This is a genomic window from Pseudocitrobacter cyperus (assembly GCF_039889165.1).
Taxonomy (GTDB): Bacteria; Pseudomonadota; Gammaproteobacteria; order Enterobacterales; family Enterobacteriaceae; genus Pseudocitrobacter; species Pseudocitrobacter cyperus.
In genome coordinates, this window is record NZ_JAYMYY010000005.1 from 107,068 (window position 1) to 130,800 (window position 23,733).

Below are 23,733 nucleotides of genomic sequence, written 5' to 3' on the forward strand. Positions count from 1 at the left end.
TCAGTAAGCAGACTGCCCGGACAGGCAGTCTGCGCCAACGAGGATATGGTAATGCTTTCAAAATGGCAGTGGGTGCTCAAAAAAGTTGTACAGAAATTATGGTTTCGTGCGACTCTTTTTGCCATTGCCGCCATAGCAACTGCGCTTGTTTCCATCCTGTTTAAATCTTTTATTCCCGTTTCAGTTTCAGTGAGAATTGGCGCCGAAGCGGTTGACAACATACTGAATATCCTGGCATCCAGTATGCTGGCGGTCACCACCTTCTCACTTAATATTATGGTTGGGGCTTATAGCTCCGCGACCACCAATGTCAGCCCACGGGCAACTCGCCTGGTTATTGCCGACGCTACCACGCAAAATGTGCTGGCTACCTTTATTGGTTCATTTTTGTTCAGCCTGGTGGGTATTATCGCACTCAATATGGGAGCCTATGGTGAACGAGGCCGGGTGATCCTATTTGTTGTTACGCTCGTGGTTATTGCCCTTATTCTTATTACGCTTTTGAGGTGGATCCAACACCTGACTTCTCTGGGACGCGTAGGTGAGACGACAGCCCGAGTGGAACAGATCGCCATCGAAGCTTTTGTCCAGCGCGCACAGTCGCCCTGTCTCGGCGGTTTCCCCTGGATTGAAAATCATATTCAGCCTCAGGGTACCTTTGCTTTGTTTTCAGAACAGATAGGCTATGTGGGGCACATTGATATAGGCAGGCTGGCGTCATTGTTAGAAAATTCAACGATACAAGTTTATCTTCTGGCTCAACCGGGGAGTTATGTGCATCCCTCAAGGGCGGTGATGTATCTAACGGAACAAATACCTCCGGCAATGGCTGAAAAAATATTGGCCACTTTGACTATATCTGACGTGCGCTCATTCACTCAGGATCCCCGTTTTTGCCTGAGTGTGCTGGCTGAAATAGCCTGCAGGGCTTTATCACCGGCAGTTAATGATCCCGGCACAGCCATTGATGTGACCAGTCGGGTAGTAAGAGTACTGAGTGAATATGCCCGCAATTTACCTCAGACCAGTCAGATTCTTTATTCCGCTATCCATGTAGCTCCACTCCAGGTCCATCATCTCATGGAGGATTATTTCTTACCTGTTTCTCGGGATGGTGCATCAACTCCGGAAGTCCTTATCCGTAACCTTAAATCGCTCGCAATGCTAAGCGATGGCTGGCCTGACATATACAGAGACGCAGCTCGTCAGCAGGCTGCTGCAATCATCGAACGTCAGAAAATAGTAAACTTAACAGGCTCTGAAAAAGCGCAGATTAGCAGGCTTTATCATGCGCTATTTAGCTGAACATTTATCCACACGGGTCATAGGTAGCCGTCGGTTAAATGGCTTCGCCAAAGCGTCATCATGACCTCTGTCTGTCACCACATCAATAAGCTGATAGCGGATCGCGCAGACATACTAACCGCCCCCCTCAAATCTCACTGAAAAGCAGCTTTTGAGCAGCTATGCCCCTTGTTCTGTTGCTCTTTGGTTAATATTTACTGGTATTAACCATGTCTTCTATTGATACGGAGCGGGCAGTCCGTTCCTGGCACAAAGCTGTCGTTGCATTGATCACTTGAATTCGAATCAAAGAGCAGAATACAAAGTAAATCACTTTGAAGACAAAAAAATAAATGCATCAAATATTAGCCATCTAAAAATCCAGATGGCTGAATCGCTACGGATAATCTAGACACTTCTGAGCCGTTGATAATATAGGTTTTCATATTCAGCCGGTGGCATCTGCTCGCTCGAACCATGCCGACGCTTACTGTTATAAAACATTTCGATATAATCAAAAATATCGCTTCTGGCTTCGTCTCTCGTTCCGTAGATCCTTTTCTTAATCCGTTCGCGTTTCAGTAGCTGGAAAAAGCTTTCCGCAACCGCGTTGTCATGGCAGTTACCGCGACGACTCATGCTGCCTTCCAGACCGTGTGATTTCAGGAATGACTGCCACTCATGGCTCGTGTACTGACTGCCCTGATCAGAGTGAACCAGTACCTGCTTTTGAGGATTACGCCTCCACACCGCCATAAGTAATGCGTTCAGGACAATCTCTTTTGTCATGCGGGGTTGCATTGACCAGCCGATACTTTTCGGGAGAACAGGTCAACCACCACGGCCAGATACAGCCAGCCCTGCCAGGTACGGATATAAGTAATGTCGGTGACCCAGACCTGATTGGCCCGGACAACAGTAAACTGTCGCTGCATGCGGTTAGGGGCAACCACTGACGGTCTGCCGGCGATACGACGCGGCGCTTTATAGCCGCGCACGGCTTTAATCCGGTTCAGTTGCATAATACGGCCCACCCGGTTTTTACCGCAGGTTTCCCCGATTTCGTTCAGGTCGCCATGAACCCGCCGGTAACCGTATACGCCGCCGCTCAGTGAATATGAGTCACGGATAAGCGTCAGCAGACGCTGGTTGTCTTTATCACGCGCCGAGACCGGGTTATGCAGCCACGCGTAGAACCCGGCCCGGGCGACATTCAGTACCCGACACATCGTCATCACACCCCATACAGTGCGGTGCTCATTGATAAAGCGGTACTTCAGTCGGGCTCCCTTGCAAAGTACCGCGCGGCCTTTTTCAGGATATCCCGTTCTTCTTCGGTACGTTTTAGCTGCGCCCGTAGTTTCAGGATCTCGCTTTTGGCCTCCAGTAAATCCCGGGCATGCTGTTCGCTGTTATCCGGTTTGATAGCCCGTAGCCACTTGTAAAGGCTGTGTGCAGAAACGCCCAGACGGTCAGATACTTCGGCAACGGAATAACCGCGTTCCGTTATCTGACGGACGGCCTCTTCCTTAAATTCAGGTGTAAATCGTGGTGTGCCCATACGCTCCTCCTATGCTCAAACTATAGGGCAGGATCGTCTACCGGGGTGGGGTCAGTCCATAAATGACTCTGAGGTGTCTGTTAAACCCGTGGCGATTCAGGCTAATATTTTATTATATTTATCCCGCAGCACACCTATTCACGACAGTCTCTTTCATCCTAAGTTCATCAATAAAATCCCCGTACCACTGCATCATCTCCCTCCGCCCTTCCATATACTGCGCATGGTTGTAAGTACCACGAATTGCGTTCTTATCTACATGAGCAAGCTGTGTTTCAATCCACGCCGAGTTAAATCCCTGCTCATGCAAAATGGTACTCATCGTGTGGCGGAATCCGTGCCCGGTAAGCCTTCCTTTATATCCCAGTAGCTCTATCACCTGATTCACACTTTCCTTTGAGATCGGTTTAGTTCGATCATTACGCCCGATAAACACTAATGGATACTGCCCGGTAATTGGTTTAAGCGATTCAAACAGGGCCACTACCTGGTCCGACATCGGAACAATATGGGGTCGCTTCATTTTCATCACCTCGGCAGGTATTTCCCAGAGTCGTTTTTCAAAATCAATATCTTCCCATCGAGCAAAACGTAGCTCCTGAGTTCGCACGCCCGTCAACATGATGATCTGTGTTGCTGTTTTCGTGATGACACTACCGGTATAGCCTGAGAGGTCTTTGAGGAAGTGAGGTAACTCCTCTGCAGAGAGGAAAGGAAAATGAGTTTTCTTTGGAGTTGCGAGGGCAGTGGCAAGATCCGGCGCTGGGTTATATTCGGCCCTGCCTGTGACTATTGCGTAGCGAAACACCTCACCACAGCGTTGACGAACCTTGCGCATTTTCTCTAATGCCCCTCGCTTTTCCATGCGACGGAGTGCTTCCAGTAATTCCATTGGTTTGATTTCAGCAATAGGGCGCTTGCCGATATAGGGGAAGATATCTTTCTCGAAGGTATCGATGATTTCATCGCGATAACGAAGTGACCAGCGGTCGGCTTTCGACTGATGCCATTCTCGTGCAACAGCCTCAAAAGTGCTTTTCAGACTCATTTTCTGGGCGATTTTCTCTTCTTTCTTCACTTCGCCTGGATCGCCCCCAGCAGCTAGGATTTTCCTGGCTTCACTACGTTTTTCACGTGCGTCAGCCAGTGAGATATCAGGGTAGACACCAATGGAAAGCATCTTTTCTTTACCAGCAAAACGATACTTCATACGCCAGTACTTTGAGCCATTAGTATTAATCAGCAGATACATACCGCTGCCATCAGCTAATTTATAAGGCTTTTCTTTTGGTTTTGCTGTTTTGACTTTCACGTCGGTCAATGCCATCACGTCCTCCAGTTTTTGATGAATTCATTCTCCTGGGGAACTTACGCCAGTAACCTATCTGATACCCCACCCCTTGTATAACAAAGATATTGATGAAACCTATTGTTATACATCACATTTTTAACGTTATGGGGGTGCTGAACTTTTGACAGGAAACTAACACCCCCTAATACACCCCCAAAAACTGCATGATGCAGGTTGAAGTCGATTGACCTCAGGATACAAGGAAAGCCTGATATATAAGGGGTTAGAAGGGGTTTAGTTGACTTAGGGAGAGTCCGGGAGAAGGGAATTGGCGGAAGATCACAGGAGTCGAACCTGCCCGGGACCGCTGGCGGCCCCAACTGGATTTGAAGTCCAGCCACCTCACCGGAGATGACGATCTTCCGCGCCTCGATTGCTACATGGAGGCGGGGCGCATTATAGCTACTTTCAGGCATTTACCACATCTTTTAATGAACCTTTTTTAGATCCATTTGGCACGTATCACTCACACATAACATCCTGTCAGAACAAAACCCCATTAAATCCGTAAGTTACACTTCGACACACTGTCGAGGCCTACCGGGATCACAGAAATTAAGAAACGTAATTTGATAACGAGATATTGGAATACATCTTCTCCGGTGGATGGTTTACAAAAAAGGTAATTGGCACCAGCGTGATGTCGGCCCAGGGAGGATTTCTGCATGAAGAGCGAAGTGTTATCCGTCAAAGAGAAGATTGGCTATGGCATGGGCGACGCCGCCAGCCATATCATTTTTGATAACGTCATGTTGTACATGATGTTTTTTTACACCGATATTTTCGGTATTCCCGCCGGCTTTGTTGGCACCATGTTCCTGCTGGCGCGCGCGCTGGATGCCATTTCCGACCCTTGCATGGGCCTGCTGGCCGACCGTACCCGCAGCCGCTGGGGTAAATTCCGCCCGTGGGTGCTGTTTGGCGCGCTGCCGTTTGGTGTGGTGTGTGTGCTGGCCTACAGCACGCCAGACCTCAGCCTGAACGGTAAAATGATTTATGCCGCCATCACCTACACGCTGTTGACCCTGCTCTATACCGTGGTGAATATACCTTACTGCGCGCTGGGCGGGGTTATTACCAATGACCCGACGCAACGTATCTCGCTGCAATCCTGGCGCTTTGTGCTGGCGACGGCGGGCGGCATGCTCTCCACCGTATTGATGATGCCGTTGGTTAATCTGATCGGCGGTGACGATAAAGCGCTGGGCTTTCAGGGCGGGATTGCCGTGCTGTCGGTGATCGCGTTCCTGATGCTGGCATTCTGTTTCTTTACCACCAAAGAGCGCATTCAGGTGCCGCCGAGCACCACCGGTATGCGTGAAGATCTGCGTGATATCTGGCGCAACGACCAGTGGCGTATTGTCGGTCTGCTCACCATTCTTAACATCCTCGCCGTCTGCGTGCGCGGTGGCGCGATGATGTATTACGTCACCTGGATTATGGGTTCTCCGGCGCTGTTTACCGCATTCCTGACCACCTATTGCGTCGGCAACCTGATTGGTTCCGCGATGGCCAAACCGCTTACCGACTGGAAATGCAAAGTCAGCGTCTTCTGGTGGACTAACGCCATTCTGGCGGTGCTGAGCCTGACGATGTTCTTTGTGCCGATGAATGCCAGCCTGCTGATGTTTGGCTTTATCTTCGTGATTGGTGTCCTGCACCAACTGGTGACGCCGATTCAGTGGGTGATGATGTCCGACACCGTCGATTATGGCGAATGGTGCAACGGCAAACGTCTCACGGGGATCAGCTTCGCAGGCACCTTGTTCGTGCTGAAGCTGGGCCTGGCATTGGGCGGCGCGATGATTGGCTGGATGCTGGCAGGCGGCGGCTACGACGCAGCGGCGAAAGCCCAGAACAGCGCCACCATCAGCATCATTATTGCCCTGTTCACCATTGTTCCTGCGATTTGTTATCTGCTGAGCGCTGTTATTGCGAAACGTTACTACACCCTGAAAACGCCGTTCCTGCTGAAAATTATGGGCGAACTGGCACAGGGCGCGCGCCGTAACCAGCAGGAATTTGAACCGGTTCCCGAATATAAATCATCACACAGTTAAGAGGACGAACTATGAAAATCAGTGATGGCAACTGGCTGATCCAACCGGGTCTCAATCTTATCCACCCTCTTCAGGTGTTCGACGTTGAGCAGCATGGTAATGAGATGGTGGTCTATGCCGCACCGCGCGACGTGCGCGAGCGTACCTGGCAACTGGATACCCCGATGTTCACACTGCGTTTCTTCGCGCCGCAGGAGGGGGTGGTCGGTGTGCGTATTGAACACTTTCAGGGGGCGCTGAACAACGGCCCGCACTATCCGCTGAACGTCCTGAAAGACGTGAAGGTTGAGATTCAAAACACCGCTGAGTTTGCCGAGCTGAAAAGCGGCAACCTGAGTGTACGAGTCGCTAAAGGTGAGTTCTGGTCGCTTGATTTTCTGCGCAACGGTGTACGTATTACCGGTTCGCAGGTGAAAAACAACGGTTATGTTCAGGATGGCAACACGGGTAAAAATTACCTGTTTGAGCGCCTGGATCTCGGCGTGGGTGAGACGGTATACGGCCTGGGCGAGCGCTTTACCGCCCTGGTGCGCAATGGTCAGACGGTCGAAACCTGGAACCGTGACGGCGGCACCAGCACTGAGCAGTCCTATAAAAACATCCCGTTCTATATTACCAATCGCGGTTACGGGGTGCTGGTGAACCACCCGGAAAACGTCTCGTTCGAGATTGGTTCGGAGAAAGTCTCTAAAGTGCAGTTCAGCGTGGAAGGCGAGTATCTGGAATATTTTGTTATCGACGGCCCGACGCCGAAAGAGGTGCTGAACCGCTATACCCGTTTCACCGGCCGCCCGGCGCTGCCTCCGGCATGGTCTTTTGGCCTTTGGCTCACCACCTCGTTTACCACCAACTATGATGAAGCAACGGTGAACAGCTTTATCGATGGCATGGCCGAGCGCAACCTGCCGCTGCACGTCTTCCACTTCGACTGCTTCTGGATGAAAGCCTTCCAGTGGTGTGACTTCGAGTGGGATCCGGTCACTTTCCCTGATCCAAAAGGCATGATTCAGCGTCTGAAAGAGAAAGGGTTGAAAGTCTGCGTGTGGATCAACCCCTATATTGGCCAAAAATCGCCGATCTTCCAGGAACTGAAAGAAAAAGGTTATCTGCTGAAACGCCCGGACGGGTCATTATGGCAGTGGGATAAATGGCAACCGGGCCTGGCCATTTACGATTTTACCAATCCTGATGCCTGTAAATGGTATGCCGACAAACTGAAAGGCCTGGTGGATATTGGCGTTGATTGCTTTAAAACTGATTTCGGCGAGCGCATCCCGACCGACGTTCAGTGGTTCGACGGTTCTGACCCGCAGAAAATGCACAACCACTATGCTTTTATCTACAACGAACTGGTGTGGAATGTGCTGAAAGAGACGGTCGGCGAGGAAGAGGCGGTGCTGTTTGCCCGCTCTGCCTCCGTGGGCGCGCAACAGTTCCCGGTACACTGGGGCGGCGACTGCTATGCCAACTACGAATCGATGGCGGAGAGCCTGCGCGGCGGCCTGTCGATTGGCCTCTCCGGCTTCGGCTTCTGGAGCCATGACATCGGCGGTTTCGAAAACACCGCCCCGGCGGATGTCTACAAACGCTGGTGCGCTTTTGGCCTCTTCTCCAGCCACAGTCGCCTGCACGGCAGCAAATCCTACCGTGTGCCGTGGGCGTATGACGAAGAGTCCTGCGACGTGGTGCGCTTCTTCACTGAAATGAAGTGTCGCATGATGCCATACCTCTATCGTCAGGCTGCGCTGGCGCATGAGCAGGGTACGCCGATGCTGCGCGCGATGATGCTGGAGTTTCCGGACGACCCGGCGTGCGACTACCTCGATCGCCAGTATATGCTCGGCGATTCCGTGCTGGTGGCGCCGGTGTTCTCGGAAGCGGGCGATGTGCAGTTTTATCTGCCGGAAGGCCGCTGGACGCACCTGTGGCACAACGATGAAGTCACGGGCAGCCGCTGGCATAAACAGCAGCATGACTTCCTGAGTTTGCCGGTTTATGTGCGAGACAATACCTTGTTAGCGCTGGGTAACAACAACCAGAAACCGAACTATGCATGGCATGAAGAGACGGCATTCCAGCTCTTCTGCCTGGATGATGGTCGCGAGGCTGCCTGTACCGTTCCGGCAACGGATGGTTCTGCGGCGTTCACCCTGAAAGCGGTACGTGCGGGTAGCACCATCACCGTGACGGGTGAAGGTAACGCGCGTGACTGGACTCTATGCCTGCGCAATGTGCAGCAAATTGCCGGTATCAAGGGCGGTTCGCATGCGGGCAGTGAACTGGGAGTGGTGGTGACAGCGCAAAGTAATACGCTGACGATTACCCTTTAATACCGCCGGATGGGCGCTGTCACTTATTCGGCCTACAGCATGTGTAGGCCTGGTAAGCGTAGCGCCATCGGGTAATTATGGGGCGGCTACCTCCCCACCCCGCATTGTCTGCGTGACCTGTTCCTTCGCCATATTCACCGCACTCAGTTGCCCGTTCACCGTCGGTTTCAGAGGCGCATCGGCCTGCACAGCGCCCGTTGCTGTCAGTTGAATATTACCGTCGCCGCTGATGGGCAGTTCCGGCCATCCCCACGCATGTAGTGTATTTAGCGGTATCCCGCGGGCATCCAGGCTGACGTTCACCTGACGTTGCGGTAACTGGGAAATCGTTGCCGTCGCTTTCATCATCCCTTTCCCGGTGTACGCATTAAGCTCACTGATATTTACCGTCGAAGCATTGGCCGATAGCGCAAGCGTTGGGCTATTCACATCAATACGGTTAAACGTTGCCGCCGCCGCACTCAGTTGCGCATTGCCGTTCCACACGCCCCACAGGCGATTTTTCACCAGTTGCAGGTTAGCGGCGCTGCCTTCCAGTGCCGTGACCTGCCACGGGAAATCCGGGTCGATATCGATGACCAGGTTGCGGCTGGCGTTGAATTTTTTAACGGTCACGCTGTTGAGCCACTCCGGTAGCGCGTCCATCCACAGTTGCTTCCAGTTTTTCGGCAAGGTGTACTCCAGGCCGACGATTGACGCATCGTCCAGAGTGAGCGCCTGCCCGTTGCGCAACCAGAAGCCGGAGGCGCGTACCGTGCTGCCTTCCCAGCGGCTGGTGAACTGGCGTAGAGCGATCCCCTGGTCTGACAGTTCACCGTTGAAAATAGGGTCGAGAAGATGCAGCGAACCGTAGATAAATTCGCTGGCGTTGAGGGTGATTTTACCGTCTGTACTTTGCCAGCCGCCCTGGCTGAGCGTCAGATTGCGCACATTCATATCGAGATCGGTGACAGCCCAGTCGGGCCCTTGCAAACGGGCATCGACGACCTCAAGGCGACCAATTTGCAGTGAAGGAACCGTGGTGAGTGGGGCGAAGAAATCGATCAGCCCTTTGTCGCTTTGCAGACGGATATCGTTCAGCCGCAGATTATCTACTACCCAGCTACCATCGGCGTTGCGGCGGGCATTCCCGGCCAGCGAGCCGCGCGCCATCTCCGCAGCAAGCGTACTGAGCGTGACCACGCCGTTATCGATATCCCCCTCAATGGACACATTGCTGCTGGGGATGCCATTCAGCGTCAGCGACCCGGCGTTCACCTGAAGATGCGTCTTCTTGCCCAGTACGTTTCCGACCTCTGGCACCCACGGCGCAACGCTACCGCTGACCCGTTGCGCACTCAGCTCCCAACCGGTTTCCGGGCTGTTGAATGCCATATTGTTCAGTTGCAGGCGATCGGCTGCAAAGGGAAGCGGCGCGTTGGAAGGCGAAAGATTGAGGGTTCCGTCCTGCAGCAGAATGGTATCGACATGCAGCGGATCGGTGATCTGGCGGGTGCTCAGGCCGATATCCACCGCTTTCGCGACCAGCGTTGCCGGTTTGCCGTCGCGCCCGAAGGTCACGTTTTTAAACAGGATATGAGAGGGTGATGAGAAGCGGTGATCCATCGCATCGAAAGTCACCTGATAATCGGTGTTATCCGTTATCCAGTCGCTGACTTCGCGAGCGCCCCAGCGGGTTTGCAGCAGGAAGTAGAAGGCGAGAATAACCACCAACAGTGCGATGAGCAGCCAGAGAAGCAGCTTTCCAATGAATTTCATGATCTTCCATCCTGAGAAGGGCACATAAGGCAGTTATGCACGAATTATGCGCAATGCTCAAGGCGGGAATGGTGTCTTTGCGTTTCAGCAACAGGGGCCGCAGCCCCTGTCACGCGGAGATTACTCTTTCTCAGGCGGGAAAATCAGATTCAGAACAATCGCCGTGATACCGCCTGCGGCGATACCGGAGGAGAGCAGGTTTTTCAGCCAGTCTGGCGCAAATTGCAGGATCTGCGGCTGCTGGGAGACGCCAAGACCAATGGCCAGCGACAGGGCGATAATCAGGATCGCACGGCGGTTCAGCGGTTCGCGGGAGACAATACGCACCCCGGAAGCCGCGATGGTGCCGAACATCACAAGCGTAGCGCCACCCAGAACTGGCTCAGGAATATGTTGTACGAAGCCGCTTACCGCCGGGAACAGACCCAGTACGATCAGCATCAATGCAACCACAAAACCGACATAGCGGCTGGCGACGCCGGTCAGTTGAATCACGCCATTATTCTGGCCGAAGCAGGAGTTCGGGAACGTATTGAACACTGCTGAAACAAATGAGTTCAGGCCGTTGGCCAGTACGCCGCCTTTCAGGCGTCGCATATAGACCGGGCCGGAAACAGGTTGTTCAGAGACGTCAGAGGTCGCCGTAATATCACCAATGGTTTCCAGAGAGGTGATCATAAACACCAGCATCAGCGGCAGCAGCAGATTCCAGTCGATGCCCAGGCCGTAGTAGAGCGGGGTTGGGATCATAATCAGGTCGGTGTTGGTCGGCGCGGTATTTTCCGGCAGCATGCCCAGGAACCAGGCCATCAGATACCCCGCCGCCATGGCAATCACCAGCGAGGCGATGCGCAGGTATGGGTTACGCTGACGATTGAGCAGGATAATGAGCACCAGAACGACCGCCGCCAGCAGCAGATTTTTCGGTGCGCCAAAGGTGTTATCGCTCATCGCCGCATAACCGCCGCCAATGGATGTCAGGCCGACCTGAATCAGCGACAGACCAATAATCATCACCACCACGCCGGAAACCAGCGGTGTAATGATACGACGCGCCAGGTGCAGCACGCGTGAAAGCACCATCTCAGTACAGCTCGCCAGCATCAGAGTGCCGAACAGCGCCGCCATCATTGTCGGCACATCGGCACCGCCCGTTTTCAGTGCCGTGCCGCCCATAATCAGCGGTGCAACAAAGTTGAAGCTGGTGCCCTGAATTGACAGTAAGCCAGAGCCCACCGGGCCCCAGGCTTTAATCTGGATGATTGACGCCACACCGGAAGCGAATAGCGACATGCTGATAATGTGCTGAGTATCGGCCGCTGGCAGACCCAAAGCCTGGCAAATCAGCAGGGCTGGCGTGATCACCGCGACAAACATCGCCAGCAGGTGTTGCAGGGCAGCAAACAGCGTTTGCGGCAACGGTGGACGATCTTCTAAGCGGTAAATCAACTCGCTATTTTGAGTGTGCGCAACCGGTTGCGCATTTTCAGACTCAAGAGTGTTGGCGGACATCAGAGGCAATCTCGTGCTGGGAAAGCGGCGATTTTATCGGACTGGTTGGTAAAAGCAAACGGTTGCATTGTGATGGCGTTAAAAAAATACCGGAGCTTAATCTTTATCAATAATTCATCACGTAAATAGTTCATATGCGTGATTAACCTTTTTCTGTCATTTCTTCGCACTTATTGATTACAATCTGTCCCCAGATCTTAAGATGAGATCTCAACGACGCAGGAAATTTGTCGCGTATGAATGAATCATGCGTTTGGTAAGGAGCTTAAAAATGTTTCATCTCGATACGTTATCTACGCTGGTCGCGGCGACGCTGGTGCTGCTGCTGGGGCGCAAACTGGTTCATTCCGTTCCTTTCTTTAAGAAATACACCATTCCGGAACCTGTAGCGGGTGGGCTACTGGTTGCGCTGGCGCTGCTGGTGCTGAAAAAGAGCATGGGCTGGGAAATCGACTTTGATATGAGTCTGAAAGACCCATTAATGCTGGCTTTTTTCGCCACCATCGGTCTGAATGCCAACCTTTCGAGTCTGCGCGCTGGCGGTAAAGTATTAGCTACGTTTCTGATTGTGGTGGTGGGGCTGCTACTGATGCAGAATGCCATCGGCATTGGTATGGCGAAAATGCTGGGGCTGGATCCATTGATGGGGTTGCTGGCCGGGTCGATCACCCTTTCTGGCGGCCACGGTACCGGAGCCGCGTGGGGGAAACTCTTCACTGAACGTTATGGTTTCGCCAATGCGACGGAAGTTGCGATGGCCTGCGCGACTTTTGGTTTAGTGCTTGGCGGCCTGATTGGCGGGCCGGTGGCGCGCTATCTGGTGAAACACTCTTCCTCTCCGGATGGTACGCCGGACGATCAGGAAATCCCGACAGCGTTTGAAAAGCCTGACGTTGGCCGTGTTATCACCTCGCTGGTATTGATTGAAACCATCGCCTTAATCGCTATCTGCTTAACGCTTGGGCGTGTGGTGGCGCAACTCTTAACCGGCACAATGTTTGAATTGCCAACCTTTGTTTGTGTGCTGTTTATCGGCGTCATCCTGAGTAACGGGCTGGCACTGGTCGGTTTTTATCGCGTATTTGAAAGAGCCGTATCTGTTTTAGGAAACGTCAGCCTGTCGCTGTTCCTGGCAATGGCGTTGATGAGCCTGAAGCTGTGGGAACTGGCGTCGCTGGCCTTGCCGATGCTGGCTATTCTTGGCGTTCAGACCATTGCAATGGCGCTGTACGCAATTTTCGTTACCTATCGGATGATGGGAAAAAACTACGATGCTGCTGTGCTGGCGGCGGGTCACTGCGGTTTTGGCCTTGGTGCAACGCCAACGGCGATTGCCAATATGCAGGCGATCACCGAACGTTTCGGCCCGTCACATACGGCGTTCCTGGTGGTGCCGATGGTAGGTGCGTTCTTCCTGGATATCGTGAACGCGCTGGTGATTAAGCTCTATCTGATGCTGCCGCTCTTTAGTTGATAAATGAAGCGGGGGCACCTGCTTGCCCCCGCCAGTATGTGGTTTACTCGCCGTGATCTTCCCAGGCCAGGGCGCGTTTCACCGCTTTCTGCCAGCCGCTGTAACGGTAGTTACGCTCGGTGGTTTCGATACCCGGACGGAACTCGCGTTCAATTACCGCTTTCTCCTGCAACTCATCCAGATTCTGCCAGAAGCCTACGGCCAGACCGGCAAGATAGGCCGCGCCCAGTGCGGTGACTTCCCGAACTTCCGGGCGCTCTACGCGGGTACCCAGAATGTCGGACTGGAACTGCATCAGGAAGTTATTGGCTACCGCACCGCCATCCACGCGCAGGGCATGTAAACGAATACCGGAGTCAGCCTGCATCGCTTCCAGCACATCACGCGTCTGATAAGCGATAGACTCGAGTGTCGCACGAATAATGTGGTTCGAGTTTACGCCACGGGTCAGCCCGAAAATCGCCCCACGCGCATACGGATCCCAGTACGGCGCGCCGAGGCCGGTAAATGCTGGTACGACGTAGACGCCGTTCGTGTCTTTCACTTTCGTGGCGAAATATTCGGAATCGAACGCGTCGCTGATGAGTTTCATCTCGTCACGCAGCCACTGAATAGAGGCTCCCGCCATAAACACCGCGCCTTCCAGCGCATAGTTCACCTCGCCGCGTGGGCCGCAGGCGATGGTGGTCAGCAGGCCGTGCTCGGATTTCACCGCTTTCTCGCCGGTGTTCATCAGCATAAAACAGCCGGTGCCGTAGGTGTTTTTCGCCATCCCTTCTTTTACGCACAGTTGGCCGAACAGCGCCGCCTGCTGATCGCCTGCGATCCCGGCGATGGGAATACGCGTACCGCCTTTACCGCCGATGTTAGTCTGGCCATACACTTCGGAGGATTTGCGCACTTCCGGCAGCATGGCGCGCGGGATGTCCAGCGCTTCCAGCATTTTGTCATCCCAGTCCAGCTCGTTGATGTTGAACAGCATGGTACGGGAAGCGTTGGTGTAGTCCGTGACGTGTACGCGTCCCTGGGTCATTTTCCAGATAAGCCAGGTATCGACGGTACCGAACAGCAGTTCACCACGTTTCGCACGTTCGCGAGAGCCTTCAACGTGGTCGAGGATCCACTTCACTTTGGTGCCGGAAAAGTACGGGTCGACCACCAGGCCGGTCGCTTTGCGTACATACTCTTCCATACCATCGCGCTTCAACTGCTCGCAGATATCCGCTGTACGGCGGCATTGCCAGACGATGGCGTTGTAAATCGGCTTGCCAGTCTCACGCTCCCATACCACCGTGGTTTCACGCTGGTTGGTAATACCGATGGCGGCAATCTGATCGGAGTTAATATCGGCTTTCGCCAGCACTTCAACCAGCGTTGAGCTTTGTGTCGCCCAGATTTCCATTGGATCGTGTTCAACCCAGCCTGGCTTTGGATAAATTTGTTCAAATTCACGCTGTGAAACACTGATGATATTGGCATCGTGATCCATCACCACGGCGCGGGAACTGGTGGTGCCCTGGTCGAGCGCAACGATATATTTTTTGTCAGTCATAATGCGTGTTCCATAGTCAGATTACAGCGAAGCATTGTGTTGAGCGCTACCGGTGGTGGTTTCTTTCTCTTCAACCACACAGGTATCACACGGCAAATGGCGGCCAATCAGTTTGCGATAGCTGAACGCACCCAGCGCCGCGCCCACCACTGGTGCGAACATCGGCACCAGGAAATAAGGAATATCTTTGCCGCCGGTAAAGGCGACGTTGCCCCAACCAGCCAGCCAGGCGAAGGTTTTCGGCCCGATATCACGCGCCGGGTTCATCGCAAAGCCGGTCAGTGGCCCCATTGATGCGCCGATCACGGCGATCAGCAGGCCAATCAGCAGCGGAGCGAGCGGGCCACGAGGGATACCATTGCCGTCATCACCCAACGCCATGATCACGCCCATCAGAATAGCCGTAATCACCATTTCTACCGCGAAGGCCTGCACAAAATTGAGATGTGGGTTCGGGTAAGTGGAGAATATTCCAGCAAGATCAAGACTTTCTACGCTACCGCGTACCATATGGTGCGTCAGTTCGTAATCGTAGAAAAGGTTGTAATAAAGCCCGTAAACTAACGCCGCTGCGCAAAATGCGCCAGCAAACTGAGAGACAATGAAAGGGAGCACTTTGCGGCGTTCGAAGCAGGCAAATAGCCATAACGCGATGGTGACAGCCGGGTTAAGGTGTGCGCCGGAAACCCCTGCGGTCAGGTAGATGGCCATCGCCACGCCCAGGCCCCAGATGATACTGATTTCCCACTGACCAAAGCTGGCCCCTGCGACTTTTAATGCCGCTACACATCCTACGCCGAAAAAGATCAACAGCCCGGTACCAAGAAACTCTGCGATGCACTGGCCCTTTAAGGTTGAGGTTTGGCTCATAATCGGATCCTGAAGACAGTTGTTAGTTATAGTGTCGTGGTGGTCGAAGACACCCACGCTGCCATGTAGGCATGATGTTAATTTATCGTTAACGAGCATAAACGAGAAATATCGAAATCAAGATATGTGTACTGCGTCATAAAATGAGCGATTTCGCGCTAAATTATGTGTCTTTACGGAACTAAAAAAAGAGAGCTGAATCATTTCATTCCTTTCCCGCGTTAACAAATAAGGGGTAAATGCGGCAAAAGCTCCAGGTCTTGACTGAAAATTGTTGCAAACCGCAATCTACGTGCCCTGGCGCTGGACAGGGGGAGCGGCGCTCCATACAATCGAAGGTCAGAAGTGCGCATATTTTCGTTAAGGCGTCGCCGGGTTCCCGGGACGATATCAACGCCTTGCAAGATCAGGAGAGGTATGACGATGTCATTAGAAGTATTTGAGAAACTGGAAGCAAAAGTTCAGCAGGCGATTGATACCATCACCCTGCTGCAGATGGAAATTGAAGAGCTGAAAGAGAAGAACAATGCGCTGGCGCAGGACGTTCAGTCTGCACAGCACAACCGTGAAGAACTGGAACGCGAAAACCACCAGTTGAAAGAACAGCAGAATGGCTGGCAGGATCGTCTGCAAGCGCTGCTGGGTCGTATGGAAGAGGTTTAATCTTCCACTGAGTTGCTGCCTTCCTCCGGCGTCATGCCAGGAAGGCAGTCGCCTCCCTCACTATCTCCCGCCTTATATTTCAAAATCACATAATCAATCTTTTTTTATTCTTTAATGTTCGATCCACTTTCTGGCAGGCTAGCCTCATCAACGACATAACAGAAGAGAGCGGGCGATGAACAAGTGGGGCGTGGGTTTAACTCTTTTGCTGGCTTCTACCAGCGTATTGGCTAAGGATATTCAATTACTTAACGTGTCTTACGATCCGACGCGCGAATTGTACGATCAGTACAACAAAGCATTCAGCGCACACTGGAAAAAAGAGACGGGCGATAATGTAGTGATCCGTCAGTCACATGGCGGCTCCGGCAAACAGGCGACGTCTGTCATCAACGGTATCGAGGCCGATGTGGTAACGCTGGCGCTGGCCTATGACGTTGACGCGATTGCCGAACGTGGCCGCATCGATAAGAACTGGATAAAACGCCTGCCGGACAACTCCGCGCCATACACCTCGACCATTGTTTTCCTGGTGCGTAAGGGCAATCCGAAACAGATTCATGACTGGAACGACCTGGTGAAGCCTGGCGTATCTGTCATCACGCCGAACCCGAAAAGCTCCGGCGGCGCGCGCTGGAACTACCTTGCTGCATGGGGTTATGCGCTGCACCACAACAACGGCGACCAGGCTAAAGCGCAGGATTTCGTTAAATCGCTGTTTAAAAACGTTGAAGTGCTTGATTCCGGCGCGCGCGGCGCAACTAACACCTTTGTTGAACGTGGGATCGGCGATGTGCTGATTGCGTGGGAAAACGAAGCGCTGCTGGCGACTCATGAGCTGGGCAAAGATAAATTCGAAATCGTTACCCCGAGCGAGTCGATTCTGGCAGAGCCAACCGTCTCTGTGGTCGACAAAGTGGTGGATAAGAAGGGGACTCAGGCCGTTGCCGAAGCCTATCTGAAGTATCTGTACTCACCGGAAGGTCAGGAGATCGCAGCGAAAAACTTCTATCGCCCGCGTGACCCGGAAGTGGCGAAGAAGTATGAAAACGCGTTCCCGAAACTGAAACTGTTCACCATCGACGAAGAGTTTGGCGGCTGGGCGAAAGCGCAACAGACCCACTTCTCTAACGGCGGTACGTTCGACCAGATCAGTAAACGCTAATAATATTCAGAGCGTAAGAGCCCGGTGAATTTTACCGGGCTTTTTTATTTGTCACGATTATGCGGTACCCTTGCCCCTCACTGAACTACAGGGAACGCACAATGAAAAAAGCGGGTTATCTCATTCTGGCAATTATCGTCATTGCTCTCGCGGCGGGCGCAGCCTGGTGGAAGTGGGCCGGAAATCCGAACGCGCTGCGTACCATCGTGCTTGACCAGTGTCTCCCCAATCAGCTACTGCATCAGGATCCTGCGCCGTGCGCTGACGTCAACCCGGATGCCGGATATGTCGTTTTCAAAGACCGCAACGGCCCGCTGCAATATCTGCTGATGCCCACTTATCGTATTAATGGTACGGAAAGCCCGCTGCTGCTGGAGCCGTATACGGCGAATTTTTTCTGGCTGGCCTGGCAGGCGCGTAGCTTTATGAGCCAGAAATACGGCCGTGAGATCCCCGATAGCGCCGTATCGCTGGCAATCAACTCGCGCAGTGGCCGCACGCAAAACCACTTCCATATTCATATCTCCTGCCTGCGTAGCGATATTCGCATGCAGCTTGACCAGAATATGGCGAAAATCAGCACCCGCTGGTTGCCGCTACCCGGTGGCCTGCGGGGTCATGAATATCTGGCGCGTCGCGTAACCGAAAGCGAACTGGTAAAAAGCAGCCCCTTCATGATGCTGGCGGAAGAGGTGCCTGACGCGCGCGATCATATGGGCAGCTATGCGCTGGCGATGGTGCGATTAAGCGATGAAAGCTTTGTCCTGCTGGCAACACAGCGCAATTTGCTGGCGCTAAACCGCGCGTCTGCCGAGGAAATTCAGGATCATCAATGTGATATTCTGAAGTAACCCTACCTGTTCTGGCGTTTACCTGACTCGTCTGCCGTCGTATTCTTGCTGAAAAAAACGACAGGAGTCAGGTATGTCGCTCTGGTTTTCCCATCCTCTTTTCCTTCCATCGCTCATTGTTGGCATTACCATCATCCTCTGGGCGACATCGCTGTTGCCTGAATTTATCACTGCGCTTTTATTCTTCACTGTCGCGATGGCGGCGAAAATCGCCCCGCCGGAGGTGATTTTCGGCGGCTTTGCCTCATCGGCGTTCTGGCTGGTATTTAGCGGCTTTGTGCTTGGCGTAGCGATTCGCAAAACGGGGCTTGCCGACCGGGCGGCGAGGGCGCTGTCGGCAAGACTGACCGATTCCTGGCTGCGCATGGTGGCGAGCGTGGTCTTGCTGAGTTATGCGCTGGCGTTTGTGATGCCCTCAAACATGGGGCGAATCGCGCTGCTGATGCCGATAGTCGCGGCGATGGCCTCGCGCGCGGGCATCAAAGAGGGCACGCGGTCATGGTATGGACTGGCGCTGGCGGTCGGTTTCGGCACGTTCCAGCTTTCCGCGACTATCCTGCCCGCCAACGTCCCTAACCTGGTGATGAGCGGCGCGGCGGAGGGCGCGTGGGGTATTCATCTGAACTATCTACCCTATCTGTTGCTGCACACGCCGGTGCTCGGCTGGTTGAAGGGAGCGCTGCTGATTGCGCTGATTTGCTGGTTATTCCCGGGAAAACCGCAGCCGCCAAAAGAGATTGAGGCAACCCCGCCGATGAGTGCGGCAGAGAAGCGCCTGGCCTGGCTGCTGGCGATTGTGTTAACTCTGTGGGTGACAGAGAGTTGGCATGGCATTGGCCCGGCGTGGACAGGGCTGGCGGCGGCGTGCGTGACGTTACTGCCGCGTGTCGGGTTTATCAGCGGCGAGGAGTTCTCGGCGGGAGTAAACATCCGTACCTGTATCTACGTGGCTGGCATCCTCGGGTTGGCTATCACCGTGACGCAGACGGGCATCGGCGATGCCGTCGGCGAAGCGCTGTTGCGCGTGATGCCGCTTGACCCTGAACGCCCGTTCACCAGTTTCCTGGCCCTGACGGGGATCACTACCGCGCTCAACTTCATAATGACCGCCAACGGCGTGCCCGCTCTCTACACTACCTTTGCGCAAAGTTTTGCTGAAGCGACAAACTTCCCGCTGTTGAGCGTCATTATGATTCAGGTACTGGGGTATTCCACGCCGCTTCTGCCGTATCAGGCGTCGCCGATTGTGGTGGCGATGGCGTTAGGAAAGGTGCCTGCAAAGGCGGGGATGATGCTGTGTCTGGCCCTGGCGGCGGCGAGTTATCTGCTGCTGTTGCCGCTGGATTATCTTTGGTATCAGGTGCTGGGTAAATTGTGAGTTTTTCCCCTCACCCTCTCCTTGCAGGAGAGGGTGAGGGGATAACAACATTAAGCCTGTTTAGCCGCTTCTGCTGCTTTAACGATCACCGCGAAAGCGTCTGCTTTCAGGGATGCGCCGCCAACCAGCGCGCCGTCGATGTCCGGCTGGGTGAACAGTTCTGCTGCGTTGCTCGCGTTAACGGAACCGCCGTACTGGATGATAACCTGCTGCGCGATTTTGGCGTCAGCTTTAGCAATGTGGTCACGGATGAATTTGTGAACCGCCTGAGCCTGAGCTGGGGTTGCAGATTTGCCAGTACCGATTGCCCATACGGGTTCGTAAGCGATAACCACGCCTTCGAATGCTGCTGCGCCCTGCGTTTTCAGGACTGCGTCAATCTGACGTGCGCAAACTTCTTCCGTTTTGCCCGCTTCGTTTTCTGCTTCGGTTTCACCGATGCACAGAACCGGAGTCAGACCCTGCTCTTTCAGCACAGCGAATTTTTTGGCGATCAGTTCGTCAGACTCTTTGTGGTAAGTACGACGCTCAGAGTGACCGATGATGATGTACTGCGCGCCGACATCTTTCAGCATTTCTGCGGAGGTTTCACCGGTGAATGCGCCAGACAGGTTCAGGTCGACGTTCTGCGCGCCCAGTGCGATGTGGCTACCGGCTGCGGCATGTTTCGCCATATCGATGTACAGTTCTGGTGGTGCGATGGCTACGCCGCAGCCTGCAACGCCAGCCAGCTCTTTACGCAGGTTAGCAATCAGCTCGTTTACCATGTGGCGGCTGCCGTTCAGTTTCCAGTTACCCATCACTAAAGGATGTCGCATTTTAATTCTCCACGCTTGTTAGCGAATTAAGGAATATGGCCGCCCGGGAGGGCAGCATGGTCTGTGAATCAGTATAGAGAGTGTTCATCCTGAAGGCTTTGCTTTTTATCATTTATTCGCCTCCTTCAAGATTTTCAGATAGCGCCAGCTTAATCGGTTCAACAGCGAAGGTCAGCCCTTTTTCGCCATTATCGGCGACAACATATCGAATCGCGCCTTCGCTGGTGGTGTAGTAATGCTTTCCTTTGCCCTGAGCCAGTAGCTTTTGCAGTTTTTGCTGGCTTTGCGCTTTAGTCAGCGTAGGCGTGAACAGATGCAGCACGGCCGTCATATACTCCAGCGCTTTGGCTTTCGCCGCTTTCTGTTCAGGGCCGGGAATGGGCAGCCAGGTTATCTGCATCGACTTGATTTTCAGCGTTCCGCGCTCCAGTGCGGTGGACGCATACAGATTCTCGTTAATTTTGCTCGCCGCGCGCGTCAGATTGAGCTTGTCGCGGCTGGCGGAGATTGAACGAAACTCACTGAGTATCAGCGTTGGGTTATCGATATTAAACCGTTCGCGGAACTGGCTGATGGAGAGATCAAAGGTAGGTGCTCCGGAGAGGAGATAGGGTGCCGTGGCATCGGGAGACTCAACGGCACAGGCGAAGCGGCCGACGCTCAGGGCGATTAAGCCTGCAAGACTCACAGAGATCCACTTCGTCATGTTGGTCGTCCTCATATTCTCCAGCAGACGATTAAAACGGGAACGGGCTCGCTTGTCAAAAAGAGAGGGTTTCAGGGTACACTACGCCGCATGATGAGAATAAGGAATCAGACATGACCCTACAACAATGGTTGTTTTCAATTAAGGGCCGCATCGGTCGCCGCGACTTCTGGATCTGGATGGGAATCTGGCTGCTGGCGATGGTGATTCTGTTCACGCTGGCTGGCGGCGAGATGCTCACTATTCAGACCGCGGCGTTTATTCTGGTTTGCCTGCTGTGGCCAACGGCGGCGGTCACGGTGAAACGCCTGCACGATCGCGGTAAATCGGGGATCTGGGCGCTGCTGATGGTGCTGGCGTGGATGCTGCTGGCAGGCAACTGGGCGATGTTGCCGGGCGTCTGGCAATGGGGCGTCGGGCGCTTCATTCCGACGCTGATTATCGTAATGATGCTGATTGACCTGGGTGCGTTTGTCGGCACCCAGGGGGAAAACAAATACGGTAAAGATACGCAGGAAGTGAAATACCGCTGATTACCAGTAATGCTCCGCCGTCATATGGCCTGGGCGGCGGCGCAGATGTTTGGTCATCTGGCGGGTATCTTTCAGCAATTGCTGGGTATCACGCACCATCTGTGGATTACCACACAGCATTACGTGACTGGTTTCGGCACTCATCGGCAGCCCGATTGCTTCTTCCAGCGCACCGCTTTCAATCAATGCCGGAACACGCCCGGTGAGCGATCCCTCTACGGTTTCGCGGCTGACGACCGTCTGAATGCGCAGCTTGCCTTCGTAACGCTTTTCAAGTTCCTGCATCAACGGCAGATAGCTCAGGTCAGCAGCAAAGCGCGCAGCATGAACCAGCACAATATTCTTAAAGCGCTCTAAATCTTTTCCTTCCTGCAAAATCGACAGATACGGGCCAATTGCCGTACCGGTTGCCAGCATCCACAGGGTTTCACAGTCGGGTACTTCATCCAGCACGAAGAATCCAGCGGCTTCGCTGACGATTTGCACGTCATCACCGGGTTTAAGTGCGGCCAGACGTGGGCTCAGTTTTCCCTCTGGCACGATGACCAGATAGAACTCAAGATCGGGATTGCCGGGGGCGTTAACGTAAGAATAGGCGCGCTGTACACGCTCGCCGTCGACATCCAGCCCCAGCTTGGCGAACTGCCCTGCGGTGAAGGGATTAACGGGGGCATGAACGGTGAGGCTAAACAGTGCATCAGTCCAGAACTGCACCTTCGTGACTTTACCTGTTATCCAGTCTGCCATGATCGTCTCCTCTGCGCGTTATTGTTCTATCTTCGCCGCGTCAGGAGAAGATTTCCAGCCCTGATGGGCTGGAAAGCTCAATTGAACAAATGATTTACAGGATGTGATTCTGGATCTCAGGGTCTTTGCGATCGAGATAATGAATCGACTGAATGCGGCGAATGGTACGCGATTTACCGCGGATCAGCAGCGTTTCGGTGGTGGCGATATTCCCTTTACGGCTGATGCCGTCGAGCAGGTCGCCTTTGGTGATCCCGGTGGCGGAAAAAATGACGTTGTCGCTGCGCGCCATATCATCCAGCGTCAGCACTTTCCCGGCTTCGATGCCCATTTCATGACAGCGGCGCAGTTCGTCCTCACCAATGCGACGGTTCTCTTCGCTGTCGCCTTTCACGTGATGACGCGCCAGCAGGCGGCCATGCATATCGCCATCCAGCGCGCGGATAACCGCCGCAGAGACCACGCCTTCCGGCGCGCCGCCGATACCGTAAAGGACATCGACCTCGCTGTCCGGCATACAGGTCAGAATGGACGCCGCGACATCACCATCAGGAATGGCGAACACGCGCACACCCAGTTTCTGCAACTCGGCAATCACCGCATCGTGGCGCGGCTTCGCCAGAATGGTGACCGTCAGTTCCTCAAACGGCTTATTCAGCGCACCTGCGATGTTGCGCAGGTTCTCTTCCAGCGGCTTATTGAGGTCGATAACGCCTTTTGCGCCAGGCCCGACAATCAGCTTCTCCATGTACATATCCGGCGCGTTCAGGAAGCAGCCTTTATCGCCCACCGCCAGTACCGCCAGCGCGTTCGCCTGGCCCATCGCGGTCATACGGGTGCCTTCAATCGGGTCAACGGCGATATCCACCGCATCGCCCTTACCCGTACCGACGCTTTCGCCGATGTAGAGCATCGGTGCTTCGTCGATTTCGCCTTCGCCAATGACGATGGTGCCATCGATGTTGACCTTGTTGAGCATGATGCGCATCGCATTTACCGCCGCGCCGTCAGCGACATTTTTATCGCCGCGCCCCAGCCATTTGTAACCTGCCAGCGCCGCCGCTTCGGTAACGCGCGAAAATTCGATAGCCAGTTCTCGTCTCATAGCAAACTCGTTTCA

General features: G+C 53.8%; 18 protein-coding genes, 1 tRNA gene and 1 pseudogene. 9 read left to right on the plus strand and 11 right to left on the minus strand.

All coding sequences use genetic code 11. The features are described from left to right. The first annotated feature begins 51 nt into the window (after positions 1 to 51). Positions 52 to 1,305, plus strand: coding sequence for a DUF2254 domain-containing protein (locus VSR74_RS16385; protein ID WP_347795703.1), 1,254 nt, complete (start codon positions 52 to 54; stop codon positions 1,303 to 1,305). A 387-nt stretch (positions 1,306 to 1,692) separates the two neighbouring features. Here the strand turns inward: VSR74_RS16385 and VSR74_RS16390 are convergent. The 3 genes and pseudogenes from VSR74_RS16390 to VSR74_RS16400 form a co-directional block, all read right to left on the minus strand. Then, positions 1,693 to 2,845 (minus strand): annotated as a pseudogene (locus VSR74_RS16390) (IS3 family transposase). 118 nt (positions 2,846 to 2,963) lie between these two features. Then, positions 2,964 to 4,172, minus strand: a complete 1,209-nt coding sequence (locus VSR74_RS16395) for a tyrosine-type recombinase/integrase (protein ID WP_347795704.1) — start codon at positions 4,170 to 4,172, stop codon at positions 2,964 to 2,966. Between the two features lie 293 nt (positions 4,173 to 4,465). After that, positions 4,466 to 4,560, minus strand: a tRNA-Sec gene (locus tag VSR74_RS16400). A gap of 301 nt (positions 4,561 to 4,861) precedes the next feature. Between VSR74_RS16400 and VSR74_RS16405 the strand changes: the two genes are divergently transcribed. Both VSR74_RS16405 and yicI read left to right on the plus strand, forming a co-directional pair. Further along, entirely contained in the window at positions 4,862 to 6,256 is a 1,395-nt protein-coding gene (locus tag VSR74_RS16405; RefSeq protein ID WP_347795705.1) for a glycoside-pentoside-hexuronide family transporter, read from the plus strand. Positions 6,257 to 6,267: 11 nt separating this feature from the next. Continuing rightward, complete coding sequence (yicI, locus tag VSR74_RS16410) at positions 6,268 to 8,586, plus strand: alpha-xylosidase (protein WP_347795706.1); 2,319 nt, start codon at positions 6,268 to 6,270, stop codon at positions 8,584 to 8,586. Between the two features lie 75 nt (positions 8,587 to 8,661). Here yicI and VSR74_RS16415 read toward each other — a convergent pair whose 3' ends face one another. Continuing rightward, entirely contained in the window at positions 8,662 to 10,344 is a 1,683-nt protein-coding gene (locus VSR74_RS16415; RefSeq protein ID WP_347795707.1) for an AsmA family protein, read from the minus strand. A 120-nt stretch (positions 10,345 to 10,464) separates the two neighbouring features. Continuing rightward, complete coding sequence (locus VSR74_RS16420) at positions 10,465 to 11,856, minus strand: nucleobase:cation symporter-2 family protein (RefSeq protein WP_347795708.1); 1,392 nt, start codon at positions 11,854 to 11,856, stop codon at positions 10,465 to 10,467. Positions 11,857 to 12,127: 271 nt separating this feature from the next. On the opposite strand from VSR74_RS16420, the gene gltS reads away from it, so the two are divergent. Further along, positions 12,128 to 13,330 carry a sodium/glutamate symporter gene (gene gltS / locus VSR74_RS16425; RefSeq protein ID WP_347795709.1) on the plus strand — a complete coding sequence of 401 codons (1,203 nt, stop codon included), beginning with the start codon at positions 12,128 to 12,130 and terminating at the stop codon, positions 13,328 to 13,330. Positions 13,331 to 13,373: 43 nt separating this feature from the next. Here the strand turns inward: gltS and glpK are convergent, their stop codons facing one another. Together glpK and VSR74_RS16435 are read right to left on the minus strand one after the other, a co-directional pair. Beyond that, complete coding sequence (gene glpK / locus VSR74_RS16430) at positions 13,374 to 14,882, minus strand: glycerol kinase GlpK (RefSeq protein WP_347795710.1); 1,509 nt, start codon at positions 14,880 to 14,882, stop codon at positions 13,374 to 13,376. A gap of 21 nt (positions 14,883 to 14,903) precedes the next feature. Then, the gene (locus tag VSR74_RS16435) at positions 14,904 to 15,752 is read right to left on the minus strand and encodes an MIP/aquaporin family protein (protein WP_347795711.1); all 849 of its coding nucleotides are present in this window, start codon (positions 15,750 to 15,752) and stop codon (positions 14,904 to 14,906) included. 417 nt (positions 15,753 to 16,169) lie between these two features. On the opposite strand from VSR74_RS16435, the gene zapB reads away from it, so the two are divergent. The 4 genes from zapB to VSR74_RS16455 all read left to right on the plus strand — a co-directional run bounded on the left by zapB (position 16,170) and on the right by VSR74_RS16455 (position 19,809). Further along, complete coding sequence (gene zapB, locus VSR74_RS16440; protein WP_347795712.1) at positions 16,170 to 16,415, plus strand: septal ring assembly protein ZapB; 246 nt, start codon at positions 16,170 to 16,172, stop codon at positions 16,413 to 16,415. A gap of 175 nt (positions 16,416 to 16,590) precedes the next feature. Next, positions 16,591 to 17,580 carry a sulfate ABC transporter substrate-binding protein gene (locus VSR74_RS16445; RefSeq protein WP_347795713.1) on the plus strand — a complete coding sequence of 330 codons (990 nt, stop codon included), beginning with the start codon at positions 16,591 to 16,593 and terminating at the stop codon, positions 17,578 to 17,580. Between the two features lie 101 nt (positions 17,581 to 17,681). Next, complete coding sequence (locus VSR74_RS16450) at positions 17,682 to 18,431, plus strand: CDP-diacylglycerol diphosphatase (protein ID WP_347795714.1); 750 nt, start codon at positions 17,682 to 17,684, stop codon at positions 18,429 to 18,431. 73 nt (positions 18,432 to 18,504) lie between these two features. Then, positions 18,505 to 19,809 carry an SLC13 family permease gene (locus VSR74_RS16455; protein ID WP_347795715.1) on the plus strand — a complete coding sequence of 435 codons (1,305 nt, stop codon included), beginning with the start codon at positions 18,505 to 18,507 and terminating at the stop codon, positions 19,807 to 19,809. A gap of 50 nt (positions 19,810 to 19,859) precedes the next feature. On the opposite strand, the gene tpiA is transcribed toward VSR74_RS16455, so the two are convergent. After that, entirely contained in the window at positions 19,860 to 20,627 is a 768-nt protein-coding gene (gene tpiA, locus VSR74_RS16460) for a triose-phosphate isomerase (protein ID WP_347795716.1), read from the minus strand. Positions 20,628 to 20,739: 112 nt separating this feature from the next. Next, positions 20,740 to 21,333, minus strand: a complete 594-nt coding sequence (locus VSR74_RS16465; protein WP_347795717.1) for a DUF1454 family protein — start codon at positions 21,331 to 21,333, stop codon at positions 20,740 to 20,742. 113 nt (positions 21,334 to 21,446) lie between these two features. Between VSR74_RS16465 and VSR74_RS16470 the strand changes: the two genes are divergently transcribed. After that, entirely contained in the window at positions 21,447 to 21,866 is a 420-nt protein-coding gene (locus tag VSR74_RS16470; protein ID WP_347795718.1) for a DUF805 domain-containing protein, read from the plus strand. Here VSR74_RS16470 and fpr read toward each other — a convergent pair whose 3' ends face one another. Together fpr and glpX are read right to left on the minus strand one after the other, a co-directional pair. Continuing rightward, entirely contained in the window at positions 21,867 to 22,613 is a 747-nt protein-coding gene (fpr, locus tag VSR74_RS16475; protein ID WP_347795719.1) for a ferredoxin--NADP(+) reductase, read from the minus strand. Positions 22,614 to 22,707: 94 nt separating this feature from the next. Further along, the gene (gene glpX, locus VSR74_RS16480) at positions 22,708 to 23,718 is read right to left on the minus strand and encodes a class II fructose-bisphosphatase (RefSeq protein WP_347795720.1); all 1,011 of its coding nucleotides are present in this window, start codon (positions 23,716 to 23,718) and stop codon (positions 22,708 to 22,710) included. Positions 23,719 to 23,733: the final 15 nt, after the last annotated feature.

Coding starts and splice junctions, on each gene's coding strand:
- VSR74_RS16385 (WP_347795703.1), top strand. CDS start 52: ATGCTTTCAAAATGGCAGTGGGTGCTCAAAAAAGTTGTACAGAAATTA.
- VSR74_RS16395 (WP_347795704.1), bottom strand. CDS start 4,172: ATGGCATTGACCGACGTGAAAGTCAAAACAGCAAAACCAAAAGAAAAG.
- VSR74_RS16405 (WP_347795705.1), top strand. CDS start 4,862: ATGAAGAGCGAAGTGTTATCCGTCAAAGAGAAGATTGGCTATGGCATG.
- yicI (WP_347795706.1), top strand. CDS start 6,268: ATGAAAATCAGTGATGGCAACTGGCTGATCCAACCGGGTCTCAATCTT.
- VSR74_RS16415 (WP_347795707.1), bottom strand. CDS start 10,344: ATGAAATTCATTGGAAAGCTGCTTCTCTGGCTGCTCATCGCACTGTTG.
- VSR74_RS16420 (WP_347795708.1), bottom strand. CDS start 11,856: ATGTCCGCCAACACTCTTGAGTCTGAAAATGCGCAACCGGTTGCGCAC.
- gltS (WP_347795709.1), top strand. CDS start 12,128: ATGTTTCATCTCGATACGTTATCTACGCTGGTCGCGGCGACGCTGGTG.
- glpK (WP_347795710.1), bottom strand. CDS start 14,882: ATGACTGACAAAAAATATATCGTTGCGCTCGACCAGGGCACCACCAGT.
- VSR74_RS16435 (WP_347795711.1), bottom strand. CDS start 15,752: ATGAGCCAAACCTCAACCTTAAAGGGCCAGTGCATCGCAGAGTTTCTT.
- zapB (WP_347795712.1), top strand. CDS start 16,170: ATGACGATGTCATTAGAAGTATTTGAGAAACTGGAAGCAAAAGTTCAG.
- VSR74_RS16445 (WP_347795713.1), top strand. CDS start 16,591: ATGAACAAGTGGGGCGTGGGTTTAACTCTTTTGCTGGCTTCTACCAGC.
- VSR74_RS16450 (WP_347795714.1), top strand. CDS start 17,682: ATGAAAAAAGCGGGTTATCTCATTCTGGCAATTATCGTCATTGCTCTC.
- VSR74_RS16455 (WP_347795715.1), top strand. CDS start 18,505: ATGTCGCTCTGGTTTTCCCATCCTCTTTTCCTTCCATCGCTCATTGTT.
- tpiA (WP_347795716.1), bottom strand. CDS start 20,627: ATGCGACATCCTTTAGTGATGGGTAACTGGAAACTGAACGGCAGCCGC.
- VSR74_RS16465 (WP_347795717.1), bottom strand. CDS start 21,333: ATGACGAAGTGGATCTCTGTGAGTCTTGCAGGCTTAATCGCCCTGAGC.
- VSR74_RS16470 (WP_347795718.1), top strand. CDS start 21,447: ATGACCCTACAACAATGGTTGTTTTCAATTAAGGGCCGCATCGGTCGC.
- fpr (WP_347795719.1), bottom strand. CDS start 22,613: ATGGCAGACTGGATAACAGGTAAAGTCACGAAGGTGCAGTTCTGGACT.
- glpX (WP_347795720.1), bottom strand. CDS start 23,718: ATGAGACGAGAACTGGCTATCGAATTTTCGCGCGTTACCGAAGCGGCG.